The 23,777-nt window shown below is 41.9% G+C and carries 17 protein-coding genes, 5 tRNA genes and 5 pseudogenes; 20 read left to right on the forward strand and 7 right to left on the reverse strand.

Features of this window, described 5'->3' with window-relative positions:
• The first annotated feature begins 14 nt into the window (after positions 1–14).
• The 4 genes from folC (at position 15) to purF (ending at position 4,046) form a co-directional block, all read left to right on the forward strand.
• Positions 15–1,280: a bifunctional tetrahydrofolate synthase/dihydrofolate synthase gene (gene folC, locus ACRWSG_RS14255; protein ID WP_462166572.1), complete on the forward strand. Its 1,266-nt coding sequence runs from the start codon at positions 15–17 to the stop codon at positions 1,278–1,280.
• An 11-nt stretch (positions 1,281–1,291) separates the two neighbouring features.
• A complete protein-coding gene (locus ACRWSG_RS14260; RefSeq protein ID WP_166341598.1) occupies positions 1,292–1,945 on the forward strand; it encodes an SPOR domain-containing protein in 654 nt (217 codons plus the stop codon).
• A gap of 61 nt (positions 1,946–2,006) precedes the next feature.
• Positions 2,007–2,501 carry a CvpA family protein gene (locus ACRWSG_RS14265; protein WP_036969851.1) on the forward strand — a complete coding sequence of 165 codons (495 nt, stop codon included), beginning with the start codon at positions 2,007–2,009 and terminating at the stop codon, positions 2,499–2,501.
• Positions 2,502–2,519: 18 nt separating this feature from the next.
• Complete coding sequence (gene purF, locus ACRWSG_RS14270; RefSeq protein WP_054553158.1) at positions 2,520–4,046, forward strand: amidophosphoribosyltransferase; 1,527 nt, start codon at positions 2,520–2,522, stop codon at positions 4,044–4,046.
• An 82-nt stretch (positions 4,047–4,128) separates the two neighbouring features.
• Here the strand turns inward: purF and ACRWSG_RS14275 are convergent, their stop codons facing one another.
• Positions 4,129–4,728, reverse strand: coding sequence for a Yip1 family protein (locus tag ACRWSG_RS14275; protein ID WP_462166573.1), 600 nt, complete (start codon positions 4,726–4,728; stop codon positions 4,129–4,131).
• Between the two features lie 230 nt (positions 4,729–4,958).
• On the opposite strand from ACRWSG_RS14275, the gene miaE reads away from it, so the two are divergent.
• A complete protein-coding gene (gene miaE, locus ACRWSG_RS14280; RefSeq protein WP_138599049.1) occupies positions 4,959–5,717 on the forward strand; it encodes a tRNA isopentenyl-2-thiomethyl-A-37 hydroxylase MiaE in 759 nt (252 codons plus the stop codon).
• Positions 5,718–5,789: 72 nt separating this feature from the next.
• On the opposite strand, the gene ACRWSG_RS14285 is transcribed toward miaE, so the two are convergent.
• From ACRWSG_RS14285 to ACRWSG_RS14295, 3 genes are all read right to left on the reverse strand, one after another.
• Positions 5,790–6,512 (reverse strand): transporter substrate-binding domain-containing protein, encoded by a 723-nt coding sequence (locus ACRWSG_RS14285; RefSeq protein ID WP_462166574.1) that lies wholly within the window; start codon positions 6,510–6,512, stop codon positions 5,790–5,792.
• Between the two features lie 120 nt (positions 6,513–6,632).
• The gene (locus tag ACRWSG_RS14290; protein ID WP_054553155.1) at positions 6,633–7,367 is read right to left on the reverse strand and encodes a UDP-2,3-diacylglucosamine diphosphatase; all 735 of its coding nucleotides are present in this window, start codon (positions 7,365–7,367) and stop codon (positions 6,633–6,635) included.
• Positions 7,368–7,421: 54 nt separating this feature from the next.
• Positions 7,422–7,913: a peptidylprolyl isomerase gene (locus ACRWSG_RS14295; RefSeq protein WP_054553154.1), complete on the reverse strand. Its 492-nt coding sequence runs from the start codon at positions 7,911–7,913 to the stop codon at positions 7,422–7,424.
• A 177-nt stretch (positions 7,914–8,090) separates the two neighbouring features.
• Between ACRWSG_RS14295 and cysS the strand changes: the two are divergent.
• Positions 8,091–9,472 (forward strand): annotated as a pseudogene (cysS, locus tag ACRWSG_RS14300) (cysteine--tRNA ligase).
• Between the two features lie 137 nt (positions 9,473–9,609).
• Positions 9,610–10,493: pseudogene (locus tag ACRWSG_RS14305) on the forward strand (DMT family transporter).
• 51 nt (positions 10,494–10,544) lie between these two features.
• On the opposite strand, the gene folD reads toward ACRWSG_RS14305, so the two are convergent.
• The gene (gene folD / locus ACRWSG_RS14310) at positions 10,545–11,399 is read right to left on the reverse strand and encodes a bifunctional methylenetetrahydrofolate dehydrogenase/methenyltetrahydrofolate cyclohydrolase FolD (RefSeq protein WP_054553151.1); all 855 of its coding nucleotides are present in this window, start codon (positions 11,397–11,399) and stop codon (positions 10,545–10,547) included.
• Positions 11,400–11,740: 341 nt separating this feature from the next.
• On the opposite strand from folD, the gene ACRWSG_RS14315 reads away from it, so the two are divergent.
• The 13 genes and pseudogenes from ACRWSG_RS14315 (at position 11,741) to ACRWSG_RS14375 (ending at position 21,922) form a co-directional block, all read left to right on the forward strand.
• Positions 11,741–11,817 (forward strand) — tRNA-Pro (locus ACRWSG_RS14315).
• 50 nt (positions 11,818–11,867) lie between these two features.
• Positions 11,868–11,944, forward strand: a tRNA-Arg gene (locus tag ACRWSG_RS14320).
• Positions 11,945–11,967: 23 nt separating this feature from the next.
• Positions 11,968–12,043: transfer RNA gene (locus tag ACRWSG_RS14325), tRNA-His, on the forward strand.
• A gap of 16 nt (positions 12,044–12,059) precedes the next feature.
• Positions 12,060–12,136 (forward strand) — tRNA-Pro (locus ACRWSG_RS14330).
• A gap of 123 nt (positions 12,137–12,259) precedes the next feature.
• A tRNA-Pro gene (locus ACRWSG_RS14335) sits at positions 12,260–12,336 on the forward strand.
• A 438-nt stretch (positions 12,337–12,774) separates the two neighbouring features.
• A pseudogene (gene tig / locus ACRWSG_RS14340) lies at positions 12,775–14,081 on the forward strand (trigger factor).
• Between the two features lie 273 nt (positions 14,082–14,354).
• Positions 14,355–14,972, forward strand: coding sequence for an ATP-dependent Clp endopeptidase proteolytic subunit ClpP (gene clpP / locus ACRWSG_RS14345; RefSeq protein ID WP_054553148.1), 618 nt, complete (start codon positions 14,355–14,357; stop codon positions 14,970–14,972).
• A gap of 135 nt (positions 14,973–15,107) precedes the next feature.
• Positions 15,108–16,390 (forward strand): annotated as a pseudogene (gene clpX / locus ACRWSG_RS14350) (ATP-dependent protease ATP-binding subunit ClpX).
• A 143-nt stretch (positions 16,391–16,533) separates the two neighbouring features.
• Complete coding sequence (gene lon / locus ACRWSG_RS14355) at positions 16,534–18,894, forward strand: endopeptidase La (RefSeq protein ID WP_054553146.1); 2,361 nt, start codon at positions 16,534–16,536, stop codon at positions 18,892–18,894.
• A gap of 197 nt (positions 18,895–19,091) precedes the next feature.
• A complete protein-coding gene (locus ACRWSG_RS14360; protein WP_175580427.1) occupies positions 19,092–19,382 on the forward strand; it encodes an HU family DNA-binding protein in 291 nt (96 codons plus the stop codon).
• 158 nt (positions 19,383–19,540) lie between these two features.
• A pseudogene (gene ppiD, locus ACRWSG_RS14365) lies at positions 19,541–21,441 on the forward strand (peptidylprolyl isomerase).
• An 83-nt stretch (positions 21,442–21,524) separates the two neighbouring features.
• Positions 21,525–21,767 (forward strand): hypothetical protein, encoded by a 243-nt coding sequence (locus ACRWSG_RS14370; protein ID WP_462166575.1) that lies wholly within the window; start codon positions 21,525–21,527, stop codon positions 21,765–21,767.
• Positions 21,722–21,922 (forward strand): GNAT family N-acetyltransferase, encoded by a 201-nt coding sequence (locus ACRWSG_RS14375; RefSeq protein WP_462166576.1) that lies wholly within the window; start codon positions 21,722–21,724, stop codon positions 21,920–21,922. Before ACRWSG_RS14370 ends, ACRWSG_RS14375 begins: the two co-directional genes overlap by 46 nt.
• 101 nt (positions 21,923–22,023) lie before the next feature.
• Here the strand turns inward: ACRWSG_RS14375 and ACRWSG_RS14380 are convergent, their stop codons facing one another.
• A complete protein-coding gene (locus ACRWSG_RS14380; RefSeq protein WP_054553143.1) occupies positions 22,024–22,785 on the reverse strand; it encodes an ATP-binding cassette domain-containing protein in 762 nt (253 codons plus the stop codon).
• Positions 22,785–23,777: a peptide ABC transporter ATP-binding protein gene (locus tag ACRWSG_RS14385; RefSeq protein ID WP_462166577.1), complete on the reverse strand. Its 993-nt coding sequence runs from the start codon at positions 23,775–23,777 to the stop codon at positions 22,785–22,787. Before ACRWSG_RS14385 ends, ACRWSG_RS14380 begins: the two co-directional genes overlap by 1 nt.

The following is a 23,777-nucleotide window of genomic DNA, read 5'->3' on the forward strand; positions in this document are numbered from 1 at the left end:
ACTGATTAAACGCTATGACAGAAATCCTTCCTAGCCAATCATCAAGCCTTGATGATTGGCTTTGTTATTTAGAAAGTGTCCATCCTGCTAATATCGAAATGGGTTTAGAGCGCGTAGAACGCGTGGCAAACCAAGTCGGCTTACTCGATACATCAAGCAAAATAATCCTCATTGCAGGCACAAACGGTAAAGGGACCACAGCCCGTTGCCTAGAAAGTTTATTACTTGCACAGGGTTACAGTGTGGGTACTTATGCTTCGCCGCATCTTATTCGTTATAACGAGCGCGTACGTATTAATGGCCAAGAGCTTGACGATCAATTCCACGTTGATGCTTTCGATATGCTTGAAAAAGGCCGTGGTGACACGCAGCTTACTTATTTTGAGTACGGTACTTTAGGCGCACTGGCTATTTTCAAACGTCACGCCGTTGATTATGTGCTGCTAGAAGTGGGGCTGGGTGACCGTTTTGATGCGACTAATATAGTGAACCCACATGCTTGTGTGATCACCACCATAGATTTAGACCATAAAGAATACCTAGGCGATACTCGAGAACTTGTTGGTTACGATAAAGCCGGTATTTTCCGTACCAACACACCAGCTATTGTTGGCGATTTAGCGATTCCGCATACAGTGACTGATTATGGTAATGAAATTAACGCTGATATGGTGTTATCAGGCCGTGACTTCATATTCACAGAAGACAGTGAAGGCTTTAACTGGCAGTACCAAGGTAAAGATTGGCGCTTAGCTAAGCCTGCTATCCCTTGTCAAAATGCAGCAACCGCGTTGACCTTACTTGCAAAGCTTGAGCTACTACCAAGCGAGCAACAAGTGCGTGATTGCTTAGCGAATCTGACTGTAGAAGGGCGCTTTCAGCAGTTAAGTGAGCAGCCGCTTATTTTTACCGATGTTGCGCATAACCCTGAGTCAGCTCGATATTTGGCACGCAAATTAAGCGTGTATAAAGATCAAGGGTTTAAAATTCATGCATTAGTCGCTATGCTTGCAGATAAAGATAAGGTGGCTGCTATGTCAGCCGTGGCAAATGTTGTTGACCAGTGGTCGTTAGCAAGTTTAGATTGTTTTCGCGGCGATAAAGTTGAGAATCTTGCTAAAGCACTAGCCGAAACCACATCAACAGCGCCTAGTACGCACTATGAGAGTGTTGAAACTGCGCTAGATACGTTATTACCAAATGTTGATGAAAACACGTTAGTGATTGTGTTCGGTTCGTTTATAACTGTGGCTGCAGCCATCAATTACTTTAAAAAATAGAGAGGAAATCGGTGAACGCAGGGTTTATTAATCGCTTAGTAGGCACCACGATTGTGGTTGTGGCGGCTATTGTCTTCATTCCAAACATTTTGGATGGTGAGAAGGTTCATTATAAAGAAGGCTTTAAAGCTATTCCTGAACGCCCTGAGTTCACTACGATAGACTTGCAAGAGGTGATTGATAATAAAGTCGCCTCTGCTGAGCAACCTTCGCAAATTCCGGTTGAAGATACGCAAGCAAACGACGCTGATCTTGTCGCAAATGAAACCCAGCAAATTGATACTGCGCCGCAAATGGTTGAAGCTTCTATCGATGAGCCGGTAATTAACAAAGCTGAGCCAAAAGTTGCAGTGCAAGAGCCTGCCAAGCCAGTCGCTAAAACCCCTGAGCCAACCCGTAAGCCAGAAGAAAACCTCACACAAATGGCTTATGTTATTCAACTGGGTAGTTTTTCTCACGCACCTAATGTGAAATCACTGCAAGAAAAATTAAAAGCGAATGGTTTCAAAACCTTTACGCGTCCAATCAAAACCCCGAACGGCACACTGACAAAAGTCTTTGTAGGTCCTTCACTTAGCAAGAAAGAGTTAGAAAGTAAGCTTCCTGAGTTAAAGCAGTTAACCAAGTTAAACGGCAAAGTTACTCAGTTTGAAATTACAAAATGATTTGGTATTTTGAGTATACCTCTTATAGAATGCGCCCCAAATTAACGACTAGTTGGTTCTTATGATCTGGGTTGATTACGCCATACTTGGCATTATTGCACTATCCACTATCATCGGCTTAATACGTGGCTTTGTAAAAGAAGCAATGTCATTAGCTGTATGGGCTGGCGCATTTATCATCTCTAGTTTGTTTTACCAATATTTAGCATCCTTCCTAACAAGTATTTCAGAACCCCTTTTAAGAAATGCAGCCGCAATAGCCATATTATTCTTTGCGACACTCCTGTTGGGTGGGTTACTAAACTATATTTTAGGTGAACTTGTACAACGTACTGGTTTATCTGGCACAGACCGTGTTTTCGGCATAGTGTTTGGTGCTCTTCGTGGCGTGTTGGTCGTAAGCGCGTTACTCTTCTTTCTTGATGCTTTTACCGGTGCACCTAATACGCATTGGTGGGGCAACTCTATTTTGATTCCAGAATTTGGCTTTGTTGTTGAGTGGTTCTTCTCGTACCTCGAAAACAACTCGAGCTTTTTAAATTCTGTAAACCGTTAATCGGCGAGGATAAATTTAATGTGTGGTATCGTTGGCATAGTCGGAACTTCTCCTGTTAATCAGGCGTTATATGACGGCTTAACTGTTTTGCAACACCGCGGTCAAGATGCAGCTGGCATCATTACCATTGAAAACAACACGTTTAGCTTACGTAAAGCCAATGGCCTTGTAAAAGATGTTTTTCATACCCGTCATATGAAACGTCTGCAAGGTACAATTGGTATTGGCCATGTTCGCTACCCGACAGCTGGTTCTTCTAGCTCGTCTGAAGCGCAACCTTTCTATGTTAACTCGCCATTTGGTATCGCACTTGCGCACAATGGTAACTTAACGAACGCAGAAGCATTAAAGCAGCAATTATTTTCAGAAGCTCGCCGTCATGTTAATACAACATCTGACTCTGAAATTTTACTTAACATCGTGGCACATGAGTTAAGCAAATCTAATAAGCTAAAACTTGATGCTGAAGATATCTTCACTGCGATTACTGAAGTGAATAATAAAGTAACCGGTGGTTATGCAACGATTGCAATGATCATCGGTCACGGTATTGTTGCGTTTCGTGATCCGAACGGTATTCGCCCATTAGTATTTGGTAAGCGTGAAACTGCAAATGGTACTGAGTACATGTTTGCATCAGAAAGCGTTGCTTTAAAAACAGATGGCTTTGAGTTTGTTCGTGACGTTGCACCAGGTGAAGCAATTTACGTAACTGAAGATGGTCAACTTTTCTCACAAGCGTGTGCTGAAAAAGCAACTTACTCGCCGTGTATCTTTGAGTTTGTTTACTTTGCACGCCCAGATTCAACAATTGACCGTATGTCTGTTTATGCAACACGTGTAAACATGGGTACTAAGTTAGGTGAGAAAATCGCACGTGAATGGGCTGACAAAGACATCGACGTGGTTATTCCAATTCCAGAAACATCATGTGACGTAGCACTTGAGATTGCATCAGCCCTTAACCTGCCATACCGCCAAGGTTTTGTTAAAAACCGCTACATTGGCCGTACGTTTATCATGCCAGGCCAAGAAATGCGTAAGAAGTCAGTTCGTCAAAAACTGAATGCCATTGACCGTGAGTTCAAAGGTAAAAACGTATTACTTGTTGATGACTCAATTGTTCGTGGTACAACGTCAGCGCAAATCGTTGAAATGGCCCGAGAGTCAGGTGCCAAGAACGTTTACTTCGCATCAGCAGCGCCAGAGATTCGTTTCCCGAACGTTTACGGTATTGACATGCCATCGGCAGCTGAGCTAATTGCTCATGGCCGTGAAGTTGAAGATATCAACGCCAGTATTGGTGCAGATGGTCTTATCTATCAATCGCTAGATGATTTAATCTCAGCAGTAAGCCAAGAAAACCCAGAAATCACCCGTTTTGAAACATCAGTATTTGATGGTCAATACATCACAGGTGATATCGACCAAGATTACCTAAACCACATTGACCGTTTACGTAATGATTCAGCGAAATCAACTCGTGAAAATGCGATGTCAGCAAGTTTAGAGTTACATAACCAAGAAGAAAACAGCGCTGATTAATCAGCCTTGATTTGACTGGTATAAAAAAGGAGCTTTACAGCTCCTTTTTTGTTTATGGAAAGAAAGGAAAATAACAATGAACTTAAGTAAACATAGGGTGGACAATTCCGTTAGTCCATAAAATAGCTGTGGCAGCCAAAATAATTACCAGTAAGATCAGCCCACAGGTGACTACTGAACTGGCATAGATAAAACCTCGCTCTTCAGGAATATGCATTAAAATTGGCACTCCTGTATAGAGCAAGTAAACTGAGTAGGTCAGTGCTACAAGACCTACACACACCACAAACCATAGCTCAGGTAAGAATGCCGCAAATGAAGACATAAATACTGGCGTGGCTGTATACGCAGCAAGTTCTAGGGTTTGTGTAAAGGTGGGTTTTGCACCAAAGGTCACTGCCATCCAATGAGCTAAGTATGCAAGTGCAAACACGCCCGCAATTAGTGCAAAGTACATCGCAACCGCGATAAGTAATGCACTATCATGGGTTAGATATACTGCTTCACCTGCGCCAATACTCCAGCCCAAATAAACTGATGAATAGTAGCCCATGAGTGAAGGGATACAAGCAATTAATAAAATGTGCGATGAGCTATAGCGCAAGCTTTCGTGACGGTTATCAATTGTCTGCCATTCTTCGAGTGGGTGAGCGTATAAGCCCCATAAGTGGTTTAGAATCATAATTATTGCCCCTGTAAAAAAGGAATATGAGCTGCTTTATTTTTGTACAGCTTTGATTAAGTTATGGTTCAGTAATTAAATCTTGTCAAGAAGCTGAAATAATCGATATAGCCGATTAAATGTAACTCTTTAGTGCATATAGAAAATTACTTTGCACTGATGTGGGTCATGGAATGCGGGCTAATTTATGTGATAAAATCGAATTAAGATTTTTGATGAGAAGTTATTCAGTGCCTTATTCTGATTTATTAGCGCCCATTCATTCTTTTTTAAAGTGCGAAACGCCTGATGAGTGGATTGCTGCGGCAACCAAAAAAGAAAACTTAGATGTGGTTTTAATTGATCACCTAATTTGTGAATTAAAAGCAGCTCAGTCTGCGATGTTTTTAATTCGTAAGTATGCAGTTGATAAAGAAAGTAGTGATGCGTTGCTTGAGTGGTTAAAACCCTTTGAAACGCTTGTTTATAAGCGTGAAGGTGATTGGCGAGAGCTTGCAGATAAAAACAAGTTGACTAAATCAATGATCCCAAAATCTAACTCACCTTATGGGCAAGACCTTATCGACAAAATGGTGATGCTTATTAAAGAAGAGCTCCATCACTTTTATCAAGTGCTTGAGATCATGGATGAATACGGCATTGAATATAAAAGCATTACCCCATGTCGTTATGCCAAAGGAATGCTGCGCCATGTAAAAACTTACGAGCCTGATGCTTTGGTAGATAAATTAATTATCGGTGCTTACATCGAAGCCCGCTCATGCGAGCGTTTTGCTAAATTAGCCCCGCATGTTGATAAGCGCTTAGGTGACTTTTATATTTCACTACTGCGCTCTGAAGCGCGTCATTACCAAGACTATTTATCTCTTGCACAAGAAATCAGTGAGTTTGATATCACTGAGCGTGTTGAATTTTTTGGTCTGCTTGAAGCTGAGCTTATATCAACTCCTGACGAAGACTTTAAATTTCATAGTGGTGTGCCAGCTTAGGTAAGCTTTTTTGAGTACCTATGTATCACAAGTAAGCTCAGTTCCTTAAAATTTGAATTCTTATTACCGCAACTAGCGCAGGTTTCTGCTTAATAATTGAGTTAATTGACGAGTTTGCTCGTCAGTAAACTCATAGCTTTGGAGAATCTCTTCTAGTTCACCTGAAGCCACAATCGCTTTTAGACCTAAATGTAAGCTACGTTGAAATTGCTTTGCTTGGGGATGATGTTTGTCGCTGATCACGTGTAAATTTTGCGTAGCTAAAGTCGGGGTAATATGTTCAACTTCTACTTGCTTTGCTTGTTGTAACCGCTCGCTGTTGCTGAGCCAATACAAAGCGACCTCTTTTGTGCCTGCAACTAAATCAACGCGGCCATGTTTTAGTAGTAATAAGCTATCAATTAAGCTATCAGTGGTTGTTACAGTAAGCTCTGGGTGTTGTTCAAACTCTGGGCTAACTGCATAGTCTTCTCCTTTACTAATCGTATAGGGTTTTAGTGAATATAGTGAGCCAGTAAAAGTTATCTCGCTGCCTGGGCGTTTAAAAAGTACTGTGTGAGCTGTCGCAAGAGGTTGTGAATAAATAAAGCTTCGCGTTCTTAACTCAGTATAATAAGCTCCGAGTACTGCCACACGTCTATGTCGTTTTGCCAGTTTTAATGCTCGAGCCCATTGAGTATATTCTATAGAGGCTTTTTGATTTTGTGTTTTCAGTGCTGCGATGATCACTTCATGAAGCCAGCCAGGCTTGTGTTGTTCACCAATAAAATAGGGTGGGAATGGTTCAGTGACCAATTGCCAAGTTTGGCAGTGGACTGAAAAGCTGAACAGTAAACAGCAACAGAAAAGGCTTAATCGGTTCATAAACAGAGAAGGTATTTAACATTACTGTTTACAGCATAGTTAAAAATACGCTTATTTAAAGGGCGTATGGACTAGTTTTTGTTTTTCAGGAGTAGCTCTTAGGTATGAACCTTGTTCATACCAGTCACCCAGTACAGTGCGGGTTAGCGTTTTACCATTTATATTATAGTGATGCACATTGGGGCGGTGGGTATGACCGTGGATCATATTAGCAACCTGATGCTTTTCAAACATGGCTAAAACCGCATCTTCGGTCACATCTAAAATCTCTAATGCTTTGCCAGCTTGGCTTTGTTTTGATTTTTCGCGGGCGTTGCGGGCAATTTTCTTACGATACCAAAGCGGCATAGCAAGCATTAGTTTTGGCCACCACCAACCACGGCTTTTTTTACGAAACTTTTGGTATTCAATATCTTGAGTGCACATTTCATCACCGTGCAAGATAACTGTAGGAGTTCCGTATAAATCAATAACAACTTGTTCAGGTAGTAAAGTCATACTTGCGCTTTTAGCATAGTCTTCTCGCATAATGAAATCGCGATTACCATGGATAAAAAACACCTCAGTACCACTTTCACTGACTTGGCTTAAACGTGCGGCAACACTCTTTGAAAGGTCAGTTTGATAGTCATCACCGACCCATACTTCAAAAAAATCACCCAAAATATACAGCGCATCAACGTCATCATTAATAATCTTGTTATCAAGAAAATCAAAAAATGCCGCAGTGATGTCTGGGCGGTTTTCTGTTAAATGGAGATCGGCAATAAAATAACTTTGTTTCATGGTTACTCGCAAAAAAGCGGGCAACAGGTCGCTCAAAAAGACTAAACGATTAAATTAGCTAACCGTTACTTTTTCGATGATAACATCTTCAAGAGGTACGTCTTGGTGGAAGCCAGCGCTGCCAGTAGCAACACCTTTGATTTTGTTTACCACGTCCATACCTTCAACAACTTCTGCGAACACGCAGTAGCCCCAGCCTTGTGATGTTTCACTGCTGAAGTTTAAGAAGTCATTGTCGTTAACGTTAATGAAGAACTGCGCAGTTGCTGAGTGTGGATCCGGCGTACGTGCCATTGCTAATGTGCCCACTTTATTTGCAAGGCCGTTGTTTGCTTCATTTTCGATAGGGTTGTTTACTTCTTTTTGAACCATACCCGGCTCAAAACCACCGCCTTGTACCATAAAACCATCGATTACACGGTGGAAGATAGTACCGTTGTAAAAGCCAGCGCTGGCATACTCTAAGAAGTTTTTAACTGTGTTTGGTGCATCGCTTTCGTGCATCTTGATAGTGATGTCACCAAAGTTTGTGTGTAGTACAACCATGAGGTTTCCTATATCAGGTTTAATAATGGGGCTATTTTATAGTAGTTGTGTTTGATTAACAAAGAGCTTGTTTAAAACGATTAACAAACTGCTTATTCAATTGATAAAGCGCTAGAGCAGCGGCTTTGCAAGTGTTACCATAGAGAATCTCAAAACACCGTTAAGGACATTTTATAAATGGTACAAATTTACAACACACTTACGCGACAAAAAGAGCAGTTTAAACCCCTTGTTGATGGCAAAATCGACATGTACGTGTGTGGTATCACCATTTATGATTACTGTCACATCGGTCATGCTCGTACTTTCGTTGGTTTTGACGTGATTGTGCGTTACCTACGCCACATCGGTTACGATTTAAAATATGTTCGTAACATCACAGATGTTGATGACAAAATCATTAAGCGTGCTAACGAAAATGGTGAGTCAATTAATGACTTAACGACTCGTATGACTAAAGCCATGCATGAAGATTTCGACAGCTTAAATATGCTGCGTCCAGATGTTGAGCCTACAGTAACAAACCATATGGATGAAATCATCGCGATGGTTGAGCGTCTAATTGCCAAAGGTCCCATGCGTATGTTGCTGCAGATGGTGATGTATTGTTTGACGTATCAACTTTTGAGCAATATGGTGCTTTATCACAACAAGACTTAACCATGCTACAGGCTGGTTCACGTGTTGAAGTTGCACAAGATAAGCAAGATCCACTTGATTTCGTGCTTTGGAAAAAAGCCAAGCCAGAAGAGCCGTCATGGTCTTCACCATGGGGTGAGGGTCGTCCTGGTTGGCATATCGAATGTTCAGCAATGAGCTCTAAGCACTTAGGCGAACATTTTGATATTCACGGTGGTGGTTCAGATTTACAGTTCCCGCACCATGAAAACGAAATTGCTCAGTCATGCTGTGCAAATAACGGCAAGTACGTGAATACGTGGATCCACACAGGGATGGTACAGGTTAATAAAGAGAAGATGTCTAAGTCATTAAACAATTTCTTTACCGTACGTGACGTATTAAAAGAGTACGATGCTGAATCAGTTCGTTATTTCTTAATTTCAGGTCATTACCGTAGCCAGCTTAACTATTCGCAAGAAAACCTTGAGCAAGCACGTTCGTCACTTGAACGTATTTACACTGCACTGCGCGGGGTAACGCCAATCGAATGCGATTTAGCTAGCAATGAATATGTGGCTAAATTCAGAAAAGCGATGGATGATGACTTCAACACACCAGAAGCACTACCCGTGTTATTTGAACTAGCAAAAGAGCTAAACCGTGTTAAAGACAGCGATGCAGAGCAAGCTGGTAAGCTCGCTTATGTACTACGCAGTGTTGCAGAGGTACTAGGCGTTGCACAACAAGACCCAGAGGCCTTTTTACAAGGTGGCCAAGCTGTCGACGAAGTAGCACATATCGAAGCGTTAATAGCAAAACGTAATGAAGCCCGCGCAAACAAAGATTGGGCGGCAGCTGATGAAGCCCGCGATGCATTGAATGCACTTGGTGTGGTACTCGAAGATTCTGCTGGTAAAACAACGTGGCGTAAAGCCTAAGTATCCATCGAAAGATAACTCATTAAAAAAGGTTGCCAACGAGGCAACCTTTTTTGTTTTTAACTCGATACAGCTATTGACCTCAACTTTACTTGAGGTTTTACCTTGTCATCTCTTCGTATTAACAAGGACAGACATTGAATATTTTATTTGCCATGATCCCCGCCTTTTTATGGGGCACCACCTATGCCGTGACCAAATATGCCACACCTGATTGGCCGCCACTTTTATTAGGCGCATTGCGTGCACTACCTGCAGGGTTGTTACTTTTATTACTTAAACCTAGTTTGCCAACCCGTTCGCAGTGGCCAAGTTTGTTAACGCTAGGTGCTGTGAATATCGCGTTGTTTTTTGCCTTTATTTTTATCATGGCAGTAAACCTTCCTGCAGCTATAGCTGGGGTAGGGATGGTGTCTGTGCCGGTTGTGGCTTTGATATATGCTTGGCTTACTAAAGGACAGCGCCCTGCAAAAATTCAAGCATTCTGTGCTATGGCGCTGGTGGTATTGGCATGGTTGTTGTTTGACCCAGCACACGTGGCATTAAATGTATTGGGAGTGGCAGCTTTATTTGGACTTTACTGACTATTGTGATTGGTAGCACCTTGGTACAGAGTTTGTCGGTGCATATTCATTGGTGGGTTGTGCTTACCTGGCAGTTAATCATTGGCGGCACTATTTTATTATTGGCTGCGTTTATTGATGGCAGTTTACTTCACCCAGAGCAATACCAAGTGATATTTAAGCCTATCTCAGCACTGCAATATTCTGCGCTATTTTGGTTAATCGTTCCTAATACCGCTATCGCCTATATTCTGTATGTTTGGTTATTAGGACGCATGACTGTAGCTGAGTTTTCATTCGGCACTATTGCTAACCCAATCGCGGGAATCGTATGCGCTGTTTTACTCATAAACGAACAATATCAAGACTGGCAATACCTATTAATGTCTTTGATGATTGTGTTTTCAGTGCTCCCCCAGATGCTAAAACTTAAGCAGTTCAAACTACAAAAAACTTAAAACCAAAAAAAGGCTGCCCATTGGCAGCCTTTTGCAATAATTTAGCTCTTCTTAGCTGTGGTACTTTTCACACGCTTCAAGGGTGTTTTCGATTAAGCTTGCCACAGTCATTGGGCCAACACCACCTGGTACTGGTGTAATGAAATGTGCTTTTTGTTCAGCGATATCGTATTCAACATCACCAACAAGCTTGCCAGATTCAAGGCGGTTAATGCCTACATCGATTACAATAGCACCTTCTTTAACCCAATCACCCGGAATGAACTCAGGTTTACCAACCGCAACAACTAATAAATCAGCGCGGCGAACATGAGTTTCTAAATCTTGAGTAAACTTATGACAAACCGTTGTTGTACAGCCTGCAAGTAAAAGCTCAAGTGACATAGGACGACCAACAATGTTTGACGCACCAACAACAACTGCGTGCATACCTTTGTAGCGAACACCGGTAGAGTCGAGTAGGGTGATAATCCCCTTCGGCGTACAAGGACGAAGTGCCGGCATACGCTGAGCTAAACGACCAATGTTATAAGGGTGGAAACCATCAACATCTTTATGTGGTGTGATGCGTTCAAGAATTTTTTCAGCATCAAGACCTTGTGGTAAAGGTAACTGTACTAAGATACCGTCTACTTCTTTGTCTTCGTTTAGTTGATCTATTAATGCAAGTAAGTCTTGCTCAGTTGTGTCGCCAGGTAAATCGTAAGACTTAGATACAAAGCCGACTTCTTCACATGCTTTACGTTTAGAACCAACATACACTTGGCTAGCTGGATCTTGACCAACTAACACAACTGCTAGTCCTGGAGCGCGTAATCCATTCGCTACACGCTCTGCAACTCGCTCTGCTACATTGCTGCGTACTTGTTTAGCTATTGCCTTACCATCGATGATGTTTGCCGTCATGGGTGACCTTTAATTGGGGTTAGTTAACTTGATACTGATACATCTAAATATGATTATCCAATAAAGGGGGCGTGGATACACAAATCATGTTTGTTTGATCATATTTATTTATGCTGCGTATTTTCGCAGAAAAGCATCATAGCGCCAAGATGCAATCTTATATAAAGCGCTACTTTATAAAAAAGAGTTCAAATTTTAGCTTATATTTGCAATATTTAACCATTATGAACTAAAAGTGACCGATTGAATTGTTTTCTTAAAAAAATGTTTGACCTGACTCGGTCAAATCACTATTATGCACCCCGTTGTTAACGAGGTCACTCGCAAACAACAGTAAGCATCGGCGATTAGCGCAGTTTGGTAGCGCACTTGGTTTGGGTCCAAGGGGTCGCAGGTTCAAATCCTGCATCGCCGACCACTTCTTCTTTAAGAAGCGGCGCTTACAGGCAAACTTATGAAGTTTTCGATGCGCCCGTAGCTCAGCTGGATAGAGCAACGCCCTTCTAAGGCGTTGGTCGAAGGTTCGAATCCTTCCGGGTGCGCCATTTGAAAATATGTAAATGCCGTGGTGATTGTAGCTCAGTTGGTAGAGCCCCGGATTGTGATTCCGGTTGTCGTGGGTTCGAGCCCCATCAGTCACCCCAATTTACTCTAAGATATCGGCGATTAGCGCAGTTTGGTAGCGCACTTGGTTTGGGTCCAAGGGGTCGCAGGTTCAAATCCTGCATCGCCGACCACTTTTGGAAAGTTCAAGGTCAAAGAACGATTGGTTTGGGTATATCCAATTCAGTCGAAGGTGCAAATTTTGCATCGCCGACCACTTCTTAAGTGGTATTTATTTTCAAAACTTTTCTCAGTATCGGCGATTAGCGCAGTTTGGTAGCGCACTTGGTTTGGGTCCAAGGGGTCGCAGGTTCAAATCCTGCATCGCCGACCACTTTAAAAAAATTATGGTCAAAGAACGATTGGTTTGGGTATATCCAATTCAGTCGCAGGTTCAAATCCTGCATCGCCGACCACTTTTAAGCTTTAATTCCTCATTCAAAGCTTCTTAAATTCAGAACACATTCTTTAAATCAGCTTAGTTGTCCTTTATTATTCCGTTGCGTTCGTTTTTTACGCACTTAAACGCTGATTGCTGCTATATAAGCCAAATAATTGCCCCCCAGACTCGACTATCATAAATATTAGGTTATAATGCCGCGTCTATTGTTTAACATAGTGCCCATAGGGGCAAAGCAGCAATGGTATCTCATGGTTACAATGCGCCGTTTTAAGTTGAAATTTTCAGCGTTAAAACTTGCTATCACTCATGGAGATCACCTTGTTTGTAAGGAAGGCGAACAGTCGCCAAAATTGAAGATTGAGGTAAATCATGCAAGTTTCTGTTGAGACGACTCAAGGCCTTGAGCGCCGTCTGACCATCACCGTTCCTGCAGAGAACGTTGAGACTGAAGTAAAAAAACGCTTACAACAACTGTCTAAAACCCAGCGTATCGATGGTTTCCGTCCTGGTAAAGTACCAGCGTCTATCATCAACAAGCGTTACGGTGCTGCAGTACGTCAAGAAGTTGCTGGCGAATTAATGCAACGCAACTACATCGAAGCAATCGTTTCTGAAAAAATTAACCCAGCTGGTTCACCTACTTTCGCTCCTAAAGCGTTAGAAGCTGGTAAAGATTTAGAGTTCGATGCAACTTTCGAAGTTTACCCAGAAGTTGAAATCCAAGGTTTAGATAAAATCGCTGTTGAAAAGCCAGCTGTATCTGTAACTGACGAAGACCTAGCTAACATGCTAGAAACTCTACGTAAGCAACACGCTTCTTGGGCTGAAGTTGACGCAGCTGCTGGCGAGAACGATCGTGTAACTATCGACTTCGTTGGTTCTATCGAAGGCGAAGAGTTCGAAGGCGGTAAAGCTGAAGACTTCCCACTAGAACTTGGTCAAGGTCGTATGATCCCAGGTTTCGAAGACAACATCGTTGGCAAAAAAGCGGGTGAAGAAGTTGTTGCTGAAGTAACTTTCCCTGAAGAGTACCACGCTGAAAACCTTAAAGGTAAAGCAGCGACTTTCGCAATCACTGTTAAGAAAGTTGAAACTCAAGAGCTTCCTGAGCTTAACGACGAGTTCGCAACTAAATTCGGTGTAGCTGAAGGCGGTGTTGACGCTCTTAAAGAAGAAGTTAAAAAGAACATGACACGTGAGCTTGACCAAGCAGTTAAAGCTAACGTTAAAGATCAAGCTATCAAAGGTCTTTTAGCTAACAACGAAATCGAAGTGCCAAAAGCGCTAGTAGATCAAGAAATTGATGCACTACGTCAGCAAGCTGCACAACGTTTCGGTGGCGACGCTAAAAACATGCCTGAGCTTCCTGCTGAATTATTCCACGAGCAAGCTGTAACTCGCGTTAAGACTGGCGTTTATTACTAGGTGAAGTAATTAAAGCGAACGAGCTTAAAGTTGACGACGCTAAAGTTGAAGAGTTAATCGCAACTGTAGCTTCTGCATACGAAGATCCAACTGAAGTAGTAGAGTACTACAAAGCAAACGATCAGCTTATGCAGCAAATGCGCAACGTAGCGATGGAAGAGCAAGCAGTTGAAGCTATCCTAGCTAAAGCAAACGTGACTGACGTTGAAAAAGCATTCGACGACATCATGAATCCACAGCAAGGTGCTTAATAAGTCATTGACTTAAGCTCTCGCTAGCGATTAAATGGCTCGTGTTACCCTGTATTTATACAGCGTACTCGGGCCATTTTAGTTTGTGGTATCAGTTTCAAAAAAACCAACAATACTGATGTTATTTCAGAACTTTTTTCGACGAGGATTGAATTTGTTCTGATAAGTTCCTATATAGTTATAAAGATTGAATAGACAGCTTAATTTACATTAGTATAAATGTGCTTTCCTTATAGTAAGGATGAGTCGCAGCGGATAAGGAATTAAATAAGAATGAATAGCGGTATGATAGACCCTCTAAACGCACTAGTCCCTATGGTTGTCGAACAAACAGCTAAAGGTGAGCGCTCATATGATATTTACTCACGTCTTTTAAAAGAGCGCATTATTTTCTTAACTGGCCAAGTAGAAGATAACATGGCTAATTTGATTCTTGCGCAAATGCTGTTTTTAGAATCAGAAAACCCAGAAAAAGATATTTATCTTTATATCAATTCGCCAGGCGGTTCTGTGACTGCGGGTATGGCAATTTACGATACAATGAATTTTATCAAACCTGATGTAAGCACAATTTGTGTTGGCCAAGCGGCAAGCATGGGTGCATTTTTGCTATCAGGTGGTGCTAAAGGTAAGCGTTTTTGTTTACCTAACTCACGTGTAATGATCCACCAACCATTAGGTGGTTTCCAAGGTCAGGCATCTGACTTTGAAATTCATGCCCGTGAAATCTTATCAATTAAAGATAAGCTAAACCGTTTAATGGCTGAACATACTGGCCAGCCACTCGATGTGGTTTCTCGTGATACCGATCGCGACAACTTCATGAGCGCAAGCGAAGCGGTTGAATACGGCCTAGTTGATTCAGTATTTTCAAGCCGCGAATCGAAGTAATCTGAATAGCTAATAATAACGTATTGTTAGCTATCACCCTTTACTATGCGAAAACTAATATTCTTTGATATAGTTAAACATAGTGAATTAGCAGTGGCCTAGTGCTACTGCCAACGTAATAAATGAGGTAGCTGAATGTCTGACACTCCTACAGACGGCGACAAAAGTAATAAATTGTTATACTGCTCTTTCTGCGGCAAAAGCCAGCACGAAGTTCGCAAACTAATTGCTGGTCCTTCAGTATATATTTGCGATGAATGTGTTGAGCTGTGTAACGATATTATCAGGGAAGAAATCAAAGACATTGCGCCGAAGCATAATGCGTCTGATAAACTGCCTGTGCCGAAAGAAATTCGTAATCACTTAGATGATTACGTGATTGGCCAAGACCACGCGAAAAAAGTGCTGTCGGTTGCGGTATACAATCACTACAAACGTTTACGCAATCAAACAATCAATGCAGATATTGAGCTTGGTAAGAGTAATATTCTACTAATCGGTCCTACAGGTAGTGGTAAAACATTACTTGCTGAAACCATGGCCCGTTTACTTGATGTACCATTCACGATGGCGGATGCAACGACACTAACTGAAGCAGGTTATGTAGGTGAAGACGTTGAAAACATCATTCAAAAGCTACTGCAAAAATGTGATTACGACGTAGAAAAAGCACAACGTGGTATTGTTTACATCGATGAAATCGACAAGATTTCTCGTAAGTCTGACAATCCATCGATCACCCGTGACGTATCGGGCGAAGGTGTACAACAAGCCTTACTTAAGCTAATTGAAGGGACGGTTGCATCTGTGCCACCACAAGGCGTAGTAAGCATCCACAGCAAGAATTCTTGCAAGTTGATACATCTAAGATCCTATTTATCTGTGGCGGTGCGTTTGCTGGCCTAGATAAAGTGATTGAACAACGCAGCCATAAAAATACCGGTATTGGTTTTGGTGCTGAAGTTAAGCAATCATCAGGTAGCCGTAGCTTAAGTGAAACATTTAAAGATGTTGAACCAGAAGATTTAGTGAAATACGGTTTAATCCCTGAGTTCATTGGTCGTCTTCCAGTTGTTGCGACACTAACAGAACTAGATGAAGCAGCGCTTATTCAAATTCTTAGCGAACCAAAAAATGCATTAACTAAACAGTTCTCTGCATTGTTTGCGATGGAAGATGTTGAGCTTGAGTTCCGCGAAGATGCACTTAGCGCAATTGCTCATAAAGCAATGGAGCGTAAGACTGGTGCTCGTGGCTTACGTTCAATCGTTGAAGGCGTATTACTTGATACTATGTATGAATTACCTTCGATGGATGATGTTAGCAAAGTGGTTATTGATGAAACCGTTATTAAAGGTGAGTCAGACCCAATTTTGATTTACCAAAGCGGTAACCAAGACAAAGCTGCATCAGAATAAAGCTGTAATAGTTTAAAAGTTAAGCAGTTGAACACGAAAAAGGAGCCAAAGGCTCCTTTTTTTATAAATATGTTGAACTTTCCCTTACATATCCCCATATACTTGAGTAATCTTTAAAATAAATGAAGTGCGAAGAGAATATAATGACGCTTGAGAGAACAGATCGAGTCGAAATCCCCGTGTTGGCACTGCGCGATGTAGTGGTTTATCCACACATGGTGATCCCGCTATTTGTTGGTCGTGAAAAATCAATAAAATGCTTAGAAGCGGCGATGGACAAGGACAAACAAATTTTCCTAGTGGCGCAAAAAGACGCCTCTGTTGATGATCCGCAGCAAGATGATATCTACCGTGTTGGCACCATTGCTACAGTACTTCAGTTATTAAAGTTACCTGATGGCACTGTTAAAGTGCTTGTTGAAGGCACACAACGTGCAAGCGTTGAAACGTTTTTAGATAACGATGATTTCTTTGTGGCTGAAGCACAGTTCATCGAATCAAGCCATATCGACGAGCAAGAACAAGATATCTTTATTCGCAGCGCAATTAGCCAATTTGAAGGCTATGTAAAGCTTAATAAGAAGATCCCACCTGAAGTACTTACTTCTGTGTCTGGCATTGATGAAGCTGCGCGTCTTGCTGATACCATGGCAGCACACATGCCGCTTAAGGTACCTGAAAAGCAAAAAGTGCTTGAGATTGCCGATGTGACTGAGCGTCTTGAATACTTAATGGCGCTGATGGAAGGCGAGATTGACTTACTGCAAGTTGAGAAAAAAATCCGTACTCGCGTGAAAAAGCAGATGGAAAAGTCGCAGCGTGAGTATTACCTCAACGAGCAAATGAAAGCGATTCAAAAAGAGCTTGGCGAACTTGATGATGTACCCGATGAATTCGAAGCAATTAAAAAACGCATCGAAGAGTCTGGTATGCCTAAAGAAGCGCAAGAGAAAGCAAACGCTGAGTTATCTAAATTAAAAATGATGTCGCCGATGTCAGCGGAAGCAACCGTCGTGCGCTCGTATATTGATACGCTAATCAATGTACCTTGGAAAAAACGCTCTAAGGTGAAAAAAGACTTAGCTGGCGCACAAAAGATTTTAGATAGTGACCATTACGGCTTAGATAAAGTTAAAGAGCGTATTATTGAGTATCTAGCGGTACAACAGCGCACTAATAAGCTAAAAGGCCCAATTTTATGTTTAGTCGGTCCTCCTGGTGTAGGTAAGACTTCACTTGGTCAGTCAATCGCACGCTCTACAGGTCGTAAATATGTGCGTATGGCATTAGGTGGCGTTCGTGATGAAGCGGAAATCCGCGGTCACCGTCGTACTTATATTGGTTCTATGCCTGGTAAGTTAATCCAGAATATGACTAAAGTTGGCGTAAAGAACCCATTATTCTTATTAGATGAAATCGATAAGATGTCATCAGATATGCGTGGCGACCCTGCATCAGCATTACTTGAAGTACTTGATCCTGAGCAAAACAGCCATTTTGCTGATCACTACTTAGAAGTTGATTACGACCTATCTGACGTGATGTTTGTGGCAACATCAAATAGCTTTAATATCCCAGGTCCGTTATTAGACCGTATGGAAGTTATTCGCCTTTCGGGTTACACCGAAGACGAGAAGCTAAACATTGCTAAACAGCACTTGATTCCAAAACAAGTTAAGCGCAATGGTTTAAAAGAGCATGAAGTTGAAATTGCTGACAGCGCAATTATTGGCATTATCCGCTACTACACACGTGAAGCGGGCGTTCGTAACTTAGAGCGTGAAGTGTCAAAACTATGCCGTAAAGCAGTTAAAAACATCCTGCTTGATAAAGACACTAAAAAGGTCCTTATCGACGATAACAACCTTGAAGAGTTCTTAGGCGTACAACGCTTTGATTATGGTAAAGCTGAAGACGGTGACCGTATTGGCCAAGTAACGGGTCTTGCGTGGACTGAAGTAGGTGGTGATCTACTGACTATTGAATCTGCAGCTGTACCAGGTAAAGGCAAGCTAACTTACACAGGTTCGCTTGGTGATGTAATGCAAGAGTCAATTCAGGCAGCGATGACGGTTGTTCGTAATCGTGCTGAAAAACTTCGCATTAATAGCGACTTCTATGAGAAACGTGACATTCATGTTCACGTGCCAGAAGGTGCAACACCAAAAGATGGCCCAAGTGCTGGTATTGCCATGGTAACTGGTTTGGTATCGAGCTTAACGGGTAATCCAGTGCGCTCAGATGTAGCAATGACAGGTGAAATCACATTACGTGGTGAAGTATTACCAATTGGTGGCTTAAAAGAAAAGCTACTGGCAGCGCATCGTGGTGGAATTAAAACCGTTATTATTCCAAAAATTAACGAACGTGACTTAAAAGAGATCCCAGACAACGTATTAGAGGGCCTTGAAATTCACCCAGTTACATGGATTGATGACGTTTTAAAACTGGCTTTGAAGCATCCTGTTGAGAGTTTTTCTGTCGAAACTGAAAAAAACCAGTAAAAAACCGCAAAAAAGTGCATTTAGGGGCTTTTCAAATACAAAGGGTATGATAAGTTAAGCACTAGTTTTCAAGCCTAGGCCTTATGTGGCCTAGGGTTGAGAAAAATATAATAAACTGAGCATAAACTTAATTTGCTCATAAATTTTCAAAACAGTGATGTTATTTTTTATAAAAACAATCGCTCTTGATAATAACAATGAAAGAGGATGATATTGTGAATAAATCTCAATTAATCGATCAAATCGCAGCTGACGCTGACATTTCTAAAGCGGCTGCAGGTCGTGCACTAGATTCATTCATCGAGGCTGTTTCAGGCGCTCTTAAAGATGGCGATTCAGTAGCGCTAGTTGGCTTTGGTACTTTCTCTGTACGTGAGCGTGCAGCGCGTTCAGGTCGTAACCCGCAAACTGGTGAGACTATCCAGATTGCTGCAGCAAACATTCCTTCTTTCAAAGCAGGTAAAGCGCTGAAAGATGCAGTAAACTAATCATTAAAGATTAGTTGGTGAGAGATACCTAATCACACTTAAATTGAATTTAGGTAACTTATCACCAGTTACTTCAAGTGAAAAAGCGTATCTGGTAAGATACGCTTTTTTTACATGAGCAGGGTTAATTTGTACCTGATCAGAATAGAGATAGATAAATGCTTGAGAAAATCAGAGAAGGTTCGCAGGGACCTGCAGCCAAAATTATATTAGGCGCGGTGATTTTATCTTTTGCTTTAGCTGGGATCGGTGGTTATTTAGGACAAACCACAGAGCAACCCGTTGCAGAAGTAAATGGAGTTAAAATTAGCCAAACCGAATTCAGCCGTGCATACCAAAACGAACGTAACCGTTTAGAACAACAATTTGGTGAATACTTTGCACAAATCGCTGCTGATCCAAATTACATGGCACAAATTCGCCAAGGCGTAATCGACCGTTTAGTACAACAAGAATTGCAAACTCAACTAGCGGCAGAATTAGGTCTTCGTGTAAGCGACGAAAGTGTTCGTAAAGCAATTTTAGAAATGCCTTACTTCCAAGTAGGCGACCGTTTAGCAACGACCGCTACTTACAAGTTATTCGTCAAATGAATTTCCAACCAGATGCTTTCCGTGAATATTTACGTGAAGACATGACACGCAGCCAATTAGTGGGTGCAGTAGCTGGTACTGATTTCATCTTAGAAAATGAATTAAACAACAGCGTTGCTCTACAACAGCAAACGCGAAGTATTGATTACTTAGTTGTTACTAAAGAATCATTACAAGCTGGTATCGAAGTAACAGAGCAAGAAATTGCTGATTACTATGAGTTGAATCAACCGCAATTCTTAGCACCAGAGCAAGTGTCTGTAAGCTACATTGACTTAAATGCAGCAAGCTTAACGCTTGATTCAAGTGTTTCAGAAGAAGATATTAAAGCTTACTATGATCAAAACAGTGCACAGTATGTTGAGCCTGAAAAACGTCGTGTATCGCACATCTTAATTGATAACAGCGAAGACGATGATGCAGCAAAAGCGAAAGCTGAAGAGCTACTAACGCAGTTACAAAACGGTGCTGATTTTGCTGAGCTAGCTGAGTCTTCTTCTGATGACGTAGTGAGTGCAGAAATGGGCGGCGACCTAGACTGGATTGAACGTGACATGATGGATCCTGCGTTTGAAGATGCAACGTATGCTCTTGAAAACAAAGGTGACATTTCTGACGTTGTAGAATCAGAGTTTGGTTATCACATCATCAAACTTACTGATATTCAAACACAGCAAGTTAAACCATATGCTGACGTAAAAGATGAGCTTCGCGCTGAACTTGAGCGTACTAAGAAAATTAATGCGTTCTATGAAAAGCAAACTCAAATGGGTGAGCTTGCGTTCGAAATTTCAGATACTTTAATTGATGCAGCAGAAGCAGCAGGCGTTGAAGTGCAGAAAACAGAACTTGTGACTCGCAATGCATTACCTGAGCCGCTAAACAACCCACAAGTTGTTACTGCTATTTTCTCACCTGAAGTGTTAGAAGATCGCATGAACTCAGAAGTAATTGAAGTAGGTGATGAACATGCTGTTGTTGTTCGTGTAAACGATCACAAAGCTGCGACTACGAAAGCACTAGCAGATGTGTCTGAGCAAATTAAGGCGACGTTAGTTTCACAAAAAGCATCGGAGCTTGCTAAAGAAAAAGCACGCACTCTATACGCTGAGATCGAAGCTGGTAAGAGCCTAAACGAAGTTGCACAAGCTGAAGGCCTAACAGTACGCCAAGAAGCTGCACTTGCTCGTCAAGCTTACACAGTGTCACCAGCTATTGTTCAACAAGCTTTCAAAATGGCTCACCCACAAGGTGCACCAGAGGTTGAAGTTGTTGACCTAAACAATGGCGATGCGGCAATTGTTGCGCTAAAAGCAGTTAATCCAGCGACTGAAGTTGAGATTAATGAGCAACAAAAGCAAAACATCACGATGGCTCAAGTGAATAAAAACTACATGGTATTTATTGCAGCACTAAAAGCACAAGCTGAAGTGCAAGTACCAAAAGCGACTCAAGCTGCTGAATAATTAGCAAACTGAGTTAAATAAAAGGCGCCTACTGGCGCCTTTTTTGTTAACGTTAAAGGTAATGCAAGTTATAAGGAGCTTTTATGGAGTACAGTCTAATAGAGCAGCTACCAAGCGCAGAAGAATACTGTGCTATGCGCCTTAAAGCTGGCTTATCAGCACGTTCATTAGCGGCTGCAAAGGCGGGGTTACCAAACTCTCTTTATGCTATTTGTATTCGTAAAAACGATGAGTTGATTGGCATGGTCGCGTTATTGGTGATGGCGGCTGTAATTTTGAAGTGGTTGATATTGCTGTATCACCTGAATATCAAGGGCAAGGGTTAGGGCGTGTCATTATGGAACATGTTGACCGCTACATCGAATCTGCCGCTTATGAAGGTAGTTACGTCACTATGGTCGCTGACAAACCTGGCTTTTACGAAAAGCTTGGCTACAAGTTTGTCGCACCACAAAGCCAAGGGATGTATAAAAAGTTTTGATAAGAGTAAAGCTGCAAGGGGAGTGATCGAATCACTCAGTAGGAGGCGTTTTAACGCCGAATCAAACTGACAGCTTACGGCTGATAGCTGACAGCTCACTATCAACAGTTCAACAACTTCTGCGTTACCACCGATTGGGGGTCTTGGAAAATCGCTTCGGTTTGGCCGTATTCAACAATCTCACCGTGATCAAGTACCACAAGTTGGTCGCTAATATGACGCACCAAACTTAGGTGATGCGTAATAAGTACATAGCTAAGGCCTGTGTCTTTTTGTAGACGTAGCAATAAGTTTACCGTTTGTGCGCGTACAGACGGGTCAAGGGACGATAACGCTTCATCGAGCACGACAACCTTAGGGTCTAAAATTAAAGCCCGTGCAAGCGCTATACGTTGTAATTGACCACTACTAAACATATGCGGGTAATAGTGCTGGTGATCTAAAAGCAAGCCCACTTTTGCGAGGGTTTGCTTTATTTTATCTTCACGCTCTTCTTTGTTTAAATCAGTGTTGTACTGTAAACAGTCATTGAGCATATCGCCAATGGTTAAACCTGGATTCAAAGACGCTTCAGAGTCTTGGAAAATCAACCTAATATGGCGACAGTCGTTATCACGCAAGCCATCATTTTCGATGATATTGCCATCAAGTAGAATTTGCCCTTTATCTGCGTTATCAGCCCCAGCAAGCAATTTGGCGAGAGTACTTTTACCTGAGCCAGTTTCGCCAATAATGGCGATCGTCTCGCCTTGCCCTAAGCAAAACGAAATATCTTTTAATACAGTAAAGCTTCTACGTGAAAATAAACCGGCACGTAAATTAAAACTCTTTGATAATGCTTGAACTTTGAGTAGGGGCTGCATTATTTCATCGCCTTAATTAATGGGAAATGACAGGCGTAACTCTGGCTATGATGCTTGGTCAATTTCGGGGTAACGACACACTCTTTTTGTGCTTGTGGGCAACGTGGGCCTAAGCGGCAGCCAATAGGTAAATGTTGTAAAGTTGGAATGGTGCCTTTTAAAGCATAAAACGGCTCTTTGTGAGCAAGCCCTTGCTCATAATCAGGCAAACTTTTTAACAGTGCTTGGGTATAAGGATGTCGCGGCTGGCTAAAAATTTTGTTAGTCGGCCCAGCTTCAACCATCTGACCGCAGTATAAAACATGCATGCCATGAGACCACTCTACAATTTCCTCAAGCTCGTGAGAGATCATCAAAATCGACATGTTCTTTAGCTGGTTTAAGCTTTTTAGCAGTCTAAATACCTGCGCACGCGTGGTGCTCTCAAGAGCGGTAGTTGGCTCATCGGCAATCAATAGTTTTGGGGTACGCGCAATGGTCATGGCAATCATCACTTTTTGACAAATACCTTCAGAGAGCTCATGAGGGTAGCTGTCTAGCACCTTCTTATGGTCTTTAATACCAACCTTGTGGATTAACGCTTTTACTCTGTCTTTTCGTTGTCTGTTTCGTTTTAAGAAAAAACCACTGGTTGCTTGTTCAGGTAAGGTCTCGGCAATTTGGTCGAATATCTTGGCAGTTGGATCTAGGCAGCGGCTTGGATCTTGGTAGATCATAGCAATGTCTTGACCTACGAGTTTACGGCGTTGCTCGTTAGATAAGCGCATTAAATCCACGCCACGCCAATGCATGCGGTCTGCAGTGATATGCCAACGTTTGTTTAAAACTCCAACAATGGCTTTTGCAATTAAGCTTTTACCTGAGCCAGACTCACCAACCAAAGCATGTACTTCGCCTTCTTTTAAGGTCATGCTGACTCTATCCACCGCACGAATCACGGTATCTGAAGTGCGTAACTCTATAGTGAGGTTACGAATATCGAGTAATTGCAT

Source organism: Pseudoalteromonas sp. GB43 (assembly GCF_054923805.1).